Source organism: Nostoc sp. CMAA1605, assembly GCF_021596505.1.
Classification (GTDB): Bacteria; Cyanobacteriota; Cyanobacteriia; order Cyanobacteriales; family Nostocaceae; genus Trichormus.
Window position 1 is genome coordinate 46,826 of sequence record NZ_PJIZ01000063.1, and the last position, 6,682, is coordinate 53,507.

At 39.3% G+C, this 6,682-nt stretch carries 7 protein-coding genes and 1 pseudogene; 4 read left to right on the forward strand and 4 right to left on the reverse strand.

Annotated elements, in window-relative coordinates:
- Positions 1-394 precede the first annotated feature (394 nt).
- The gene (locus CV014_RS19735; RefSeq protein WP_236143582.1) at positions 395-2,110 is read left to right on the forward strand and encodes a sensor histidine kinase; all 1,716 of its coding nucleotides are present in this window, start codon (positions 395-397) and stop codon (positions 2,108-2,110) included.
- A gap of 121 nt (positions 2,111-2,231) precedes the next feature.
- A complete protein-coding gene (pcrA, locus tag CV014_RS19740) occupies positions 2,232-4,553 on the forward strand; it encodes a DNA helicase PcrA (RefSeq protein ID WP_236143588.1) in 2,322 nt (773 codons plus the stop codon).
- A gap of 67 nt (positions 4,554-4,620) precedes the next feature.
- Here pcrA and CV014_RS19745 read toward each other — a convergent pair whose 3' ends face one another.
- Together CV014_RS19745 and CV014_RS19750 are read right to left on the reverse strand one after the other, a co-directional pair.
- Positions 4,621-5,025 (reverse strand): type II toxin-antitoxin system VapC family toxin, encoded by a 405-nt coding sequence (locus CV014_RS19745; RefSeq protein WP_236143583.1) that lies wholly within the window; start codon positions 5,023-5,025, stop codon positions 4,621-4,623.
- 2 nt (positions 5,026-5,027) lie between these two features.
- Positions 5,028-5,243, reverse strand: a complete 216-nt coding sequence (locus CV014_RS19750; RefSeq protein WP_236143584.1) for a hypothetical protein — start codon at positions 5,241-5,243, stop codon at positions 5,028-5,030.
- Between the two features lie 148 nt (positions 5,244-5,391).
- Here CV014_RS19750 and CV014_RS19755 point away from each other — a divergent pair.
- A pseudogene (locus CV014_RS19755) lies at positions 5,392-5,577 on the forward strand (S4 domain-containing protein); the annotation flags it as partial.
- Here CV014_RS19755 and CV014_RS19760 read toward each other — a convergent pair.
- Both CV014_RS19760 and CV014_RS19765 read right to left on the reverse strand, forming a co-directional pair.
- Positions 5,573-5,848, reverse strand: coding sequence for a DUF2442 domain-containing protein (locus CV014_RS19760; protein WP_103139870.1), 276 nt, complete (start codon positions 5,846-5,848; stop codon positions 5,573-5,575). The pseudogene CV014_RS19755 and the gene CV014_RS19760 overlap by 5 nt on opposite strands.
- 3 nt (positions 5,849-5,851) lie before the next feature.
- Positions 5,852-6,112 carry a DUF4160 domain-containing protein gene (locus tag CV014_RS19765; protein WP_236143585.1) on the reverse strand — a complete coding sequence of 87 codons (261 nt, stop codon included), beginning with the start codon at positions 6,110-6,112 and terminating at the stop codon, positions 5,852-5,854.
- A gap of 134 nt (positions 6,113-6,246) precedes the next feature.
- On the opposite strand from CV014_RS19765, the gene CV014_RS19770 reads away from it, so the two are divergent.
- On the forward strand, positions 6,247-6,682 hold a 436-nt coding region (locus tag CV014_RS19770), incomplete at its 3' end, for a TlyA family RNA methyltransferase (RefSeq protein WP_236143586.1).

Below are 6,682 nucleotides of genomic sequence, written 5' to 3' on the forward strand. Positions count from 1 at the left end.
GAATCAGTCTTTAAAATGCTAGTTGGGTGAAACCAAGTTACTTGGGAAGACTACCAAGACATTAGCTCGGAGATAGAAAAAATGGGTTAGAGTAAGGTATCATCATACCGCCATTAAAATCTGGCTGAAAACCATAGAGGAGAATAACCTGCTCCTAGAAGCAATTGTATTAGTCCACTGTCAACCAATTAAGCACGATATTACACACAAGTTAATATTCGTGTAAAAATTCGTATCAAAACTAATTGAATGTCGGAAAGTTATGCAAATTATCTAGAAGCAATTTGTTGCACTTGTAATCAAAAAAAATTATGTAAAGTGTTGATCAACATGGCAGTAATTTTACAAGCAAAACTTATTTAATAATTGTTGGGGGAGGAAGGAGATTTGAGGGATGCAAACTCAACAGCCAATCCCTGTGGAAAGCAGTTTAGAAAGCGAACAAGTGTCAATAGAAGAGACATCCAACAACGATGAACTTCCAACAATAGAATTTCCCTCACGGGGGAAACTCAAAGCTAGTTCTTGGCGTATACACCAAAAAATTGGCTACGGTTATTTTGTGGCCATTGGTATTGGCTTTTTCGGTTCACTCACAGGACTAGTCATTGCTAATTACTATCGTGGGAAAGAAATTCGGCAATTCACCCAAGCACAAGAACAACGGCAATTATTGAGTGATTATAAAGAGGCAGTGGTCAATGCACAACTGCACAGCTCTCATATTGTGGCCTTTCTAGAAGATGGACAACGACTCCCAGAAAAAAAAGCAGAATTCCTGCAAAATGTAGAGAGAGCCAGAAAATTAGAGCGCAGAATTGACAAATTTATTAATAGCAAGCCGACTAAAAAGTTAGCTGCAACTAGTGCTAACTTACAGGCTTTATTGCAAGATTACGCCTATTACTTAAAATCTTATGTTGATCAAATAGAGGCTGTATTAAAAGACAGTAATCAACAGCAAGTATCTGTAACAAGAGATAGGCTGTTACAAATTATGCGTGGTCAAACAGCAGTACAGTTAGACCAACTAGCAGAAAAATTAAGTAACATTTTACGCACGGCCGAAGAGCAAGAACAGGGAAGACAAAGTGATGTAGAACAGGCTAAAGGCGTAGAGAGAATAATTGTGATGGTGAGTATGCTGGTGTCAGTGGCGATCGCCGCCATTATCGCATGGCGCACCAGTCGCGCGATCGCAGAACCAGTAATTATTGTCACCCAAGTCGCCGAACAAGTCGCACGCAAACATAATTTTGACTTACGCGCACCAGTCACTACCGAAGATGAAATTGGCTTATTGGCAAAATCTTTAAATCGGTTGATTGAGAGAGTATCAGAACGCACCAAAGAATTAGAACTAGCAAAAGAACAAGCAGAAGCCGCTAGCAAAGCTAAAAGTCGATTTTTAGCCAACGTCAGCCATGAATTACGTACACCCTTAAACGCAGTCATTGGCTTAAGTCAACTCCTCCAAGATGATGCGACTGACATTAACTTATCACCAGAATTTATCACCGACTTAGAAACCATCAACGCAGCCGGAAGACACTTACTAGAACTAATTAACGACATCCTCGACTTATCGAAAATTGAAGCCGAGAAAATGACTCTCTACCCAGAGACATTTGAGATTATGACGTTAATTAATAACGTAGTCCTTACCGTCAAACCCGCCATTGAGAAAAACGGCAATGTATTGGAAGTATATTGTGATCCACACTTAGGTACAATGTACGCAGATCAAACCAGGATGCGACAAGTTTTGTTTAATCTCTTAAGTAACGCCGCGAAATTTACCACCAACGGCAAAATTAAGCTGACAGTGAAAAATGATTTGCAAAATGCTTCCCTAGAAGCACCCCTGGGAATGATTACTTTCACAGTCAGTGATACAGGAATTGGGATGTCTCCCACACAACAGCAACAACTATTCCAACCTTTTATTCAAGGTGATACCTCAACCACGAAAAAGTACGGTGGTACAGGACTAGGGTTAGCTATCAGTCGCCACTTTTGTCAGATGATGGGAGGGGAAATTTTAGTGCAAAGTCAAATAGGAGTAGGTTCTACTTTTACTGTGCATCTACCATTGACAGTACAGGAGTAAACTGGGGAATAGGGAATTGGGAATTGGGAATTGGGAATCGGGAGACAAGGTAGACAAGGTAGACAAGATAGATTATATTTCCTATGCCCCATGCCCCATAGCCAATGCCCAAACTCACACCATGACTACTAACATCGACTTTCTGAGCCACTTAAACCCCAGTCAACGCCAAGCCGTGGAACATTATTGCGGCCCTTTGTTAGTGGTGGCTGGTGCGGGTTCTGGTAAAACACGCGCCTTGACTTACCGGATTGCTAACTTAATTCTGAAACATCGGGTTGCACCGGAAAATATTTTGGCGGTGACTTTTACGAATAAAGCCGCCAGGGAAATGAAAGACCGGATTCAAAGGCTATTTGCTGAACAGTTGGCTATGACAGAACATGGTCAACGGTTGGATTTACTGCCAGAATACGAACAAACGAAACTGCGATCGCGTGTTTATAAAAGTATAATTAAAGACTTGTGGTGTGGTACTTTCCACAGTCTATTTTCGCGGATTCTCCGTTTTGATGTTGATAAATATCAAGACGAAAAGGGGAGAAAGTGGGATAGGAATTTTTCGATTTTTGATGAGTCTGATGTCCAGAGTTTGATTAAGGAAATCGTTACTAAACAGTTAAATTTAGACGATAAGAAATTTGAACCGCGTTCTGTTCGGTATGCTATTAGCAATGCCAAAAACCAAGGCTTATCACCAGAAGAATTTGAAAAGGAACAGCCTAATTATCGGGGACGGGTAATTGCTGATGTTTACAACCGTTACCAAGATAAACTATCAGAAAATAATGCGCTCGACTTTGATGATTTAATTCTTGTCCCTACAAGATTATTTCAACAAAACGAGCAAATCTTGGGTTATTGGCATCGGAAATTCTGCCATATTTTGGTTGATGAATATCAAGATACTAACCGCACTCAATATGAATTGATTCGCCTATTGGTAACTAACGGAGAAAATAATAAAAATGACTGGGATTGGCGAAATCGCTCAGTTTTTGTTGTGGGTGATGCTGACCAATCTATTTATAGTTTTAGAATGGCAGACTTTACAATTTTGCTAGAATTTCAGGAAGATTTTGGTGATGGTTTGCCTGATGAAGATACACGCACAATGGTGAAGTTAGAAGAAAACTATCGCTCTTGTGAAAATATTTTACAGGCGGCTAATGAACTAATTGAAAATAACACCCAACGGATTGATAAAGTCCTGAAGCCGACAAGAGGCGCGGGAGAACAGATTTATTGCTACAAAGCCGATGATGAACTAGTAGAAGCCGATTTTGTGATTAAACAAATTCGCTACTTAGAAAATCAACACCCCGAATTGAACTGGGGAAGTTTCGCCATTTTATACCGTACTAACGCCCAATCTCGCCCCTTTGAAGAATTATTAGTCAGGAATCAAATTCCCTATACAGTAGTGGGTGGGATGAAATTTTATGACCGCAAAGAAATTAAAGATGTCATAGCTTATTTAAGAGCGATCGCAAACCCATCTGATACAGTCAGTTTATTACGAGTTATTAATACACCCCGTCGAGGAATTGGCAAAGCCACTATTGATAATTTAATGAATGCTTCTCAACAATTGGGTACAACTCTTTGGGAAATTTTAAGTGATGAAACATCAGTGAATACTTTAGCTGGACGTTCTGCCAAATCTGTGAATAACTTTGCCCAAATGATTAACAAATGGCAAAATGAAATCGCCACTGTTCCCGTTTCTGAGTTGGTGATGGGGGTATTAGACGATTCTGGTTACGTGCAGGATTTGCAAAGTCAAGGTACAGATGAAGCCGAAGATAGAATCCAAAACGTCCAGGAACTTTATAACGCTGTGCTGCAATTTCAAGAAGAAAATGAAGACGTTTCTTTAACAGCATTTTTGCAAAGTACCGCCCTCAGTTCCGATTTAGATAACTTAAAAGAGGGACAAACCGCAGTTTCTTTGATGACTTTACACGCATCTAAAGGGTTGGAATTTCCTGTAGTCTTTTTAGTGGGATTAGAACAGGGATTATTTCCCAATTATCGCTCCATGAACGACCCAGCCGCCTTAGAAGAAGAACGGCGTTTGTGTTACGTAGGAATTACCCGCGCCCAAGAAAGACTACATTTATCCTTTGCGAGAGAACGTCGCTTATATGGTTCACGCGAACCCGCAATGCGATCGCAATTTCTCGATGAATTACCCACAGAACTATTAGCACACCCTAATCAAAGCCGACAAACTTACACAAAAACTGCTCAAACTAACGGTAAGCAAGCAACGACAACAAATTGGCAAGTAGGAGATAGGGTATTACATAAAACCTTCGGTATAGGTGAAATAACTCATATTTTTGGTGAAGGGAATAAAGTTTCTGTCGCTGTAAAATTTGACAGTCTAGGAAAGAAGATTATTGACCCCAGGGTAGCGCAGTTGCAAAAGCTAGACTAATCTTTCCCATACCCCACACCCTGGGGATGTCTTTTTTTAGTCTGATCATGCAAATATTAGATATTCTTTATGCAGAACGCCAATTTTCAATTTGTAAACTGGCTATTCGTTGAAACTCTCGAATGTTTGATGTGACAAGAATGTGATTGTGAACTATTGCTGTTGCAGCAATCAATACATCATAAGCACCGATAGGAGTACCTAATTTTTTGAGGGTGCCTCTAATTTGGGCAGCTTCTTCAGCTTCAGTTAACCCAAAAGGAATGATTGTCACTGTATTTAATAATGTTTCAATTAATGATTGAATTTTGATGGCGCGTTGGGGATTTATTCCTAGTCCATACTTTATTTCCATCACCGTTAAAGACGAAATAAAAATATCTTTGGGATTGCTAGACTTGAGTTGTTGGAGAGTCATTTCCTCTCCCTTGACAAAATCACTAATTACACAAGTATCAAGTAAATAACCCATAATTAAAACTCTATTTCATCAGTCGGGAGCAGTTCATCTCGGTAGGACTCAAAAACGATACTTTCTGCTATGCCTTGATGTTGTATGATATTTTCCGGCCAAATATTCGGTTTTGTTTCTAAAAAAGTCACGAAGACTTTACTTTCAGTAATACCTTGTGGTGTTTCAGTTAGTTCAATTTGTCCGTTTTTATAAATTCCCTCAACAGTTTTAAGCATTCTTGTTTATTTCCTGTGTCAGTTTCCCTATTAGCTAATTCCATTGTAGTTTCAATAGCCAATGAATATTAGTTTTTGCTTTCATCTATAAATATTCGTAAAATACAATATTGAGCATTTACCTTCAATCATGGGAGAATTAAGTTAATTGGTGAAGCAGCGACTAGATACATTATTAGTAGAGTTAAATTTATGTAATTCCCGCGCTTTAGCACAGAGGCTAATTCAGGCGGGGGAAGTGATGGTGAATGACCAGGTAATTGATAAGCCTGGATGTGAAGTTGATGCTGCTGCTCAAATTAGAATTAAGGAACGATCGCAAATTTTGACTAAGTTTTGGCAATTTGATAATTACTGATTGCTTCTCCAGTAATTTCAGCATAAAGTACATCAGGGTCAAAATCTGCGCCATTTTCCCAACAAATAGTTCCCCATTCCGGGTTGATTTTTACCTGTTTGAAATAGTCAATATTTTGTAGCGGTGCGAAAACCCCTGTAAAAGAAATTAACTTACTAATATCAATAATGCCTTGTTGGTTGTCTTCAAATCTAATGTATAGTTGATAACCTTCTCTCGGTTCAACTGCAATAATATCTTTGAGCATGACTTACTCCAGTGGTTCGATTTTCTCTACAGGATCATTGACTCTAGCTTTTTCCCAATTATTCATCAATTCTGTTTTATGTAAATTTGCCCATTCAACTACCAGTGCTAATACTCTGGAAGAGAGTTTACCCTCTAGTATCGATAAAGTTTCGATATCAATAATTGCTTTTTGTTGATTATAGCGGACGTGAAAATGTGGCGGTGGATGATCGTTATAATACATAGTGATAATAATTCCGAGAAAGCGGCTAATTTCTGGCATTAGTTCACCTCTATGACTAGCTGATCACGACTATTAACATACCAAAGAAGCGATCGCCTACGTCGGGGCGCAGCATTGCGGCTATACAAAAATTTCAAAAAATTTATTTTTCAACAACAGGAGAATCAAGTTAATTGGTGAAGCAGCGACTCGATACATTATTAGTAGAGTTAAATTTATGTAATTCCCGCGCTTTAGCACAGAGATTAATTCAGGCGGGGGAAGTGATGGTCAATGAACAGGTAATTGATAAACCTGGAACAGAGGTTGATGTTGCTGCTCAAATTAAAGTTAAAGAGCGATCGCGCTTTGTTTCCCGTGGTGGTGATAAACTCGCTAAAGCTTTAGAATTATTCACTATTCCCGTAGCGGGTAGGGTGTGCTTGGATGGGGGAATTTCTACAGGCGGCTTTACTGACTGTTTACTCCAAGCTGGGGCAAAATTAGTTTACGGAATTGATGTCGGTTACGGACAAACTGATTGGGGTTTACGCAATAATCCCCAGGTGGTGTTGCGGGAACGTACCAATTTACGACAACTACAACCTGGGGATTTATATAGTGAAGATG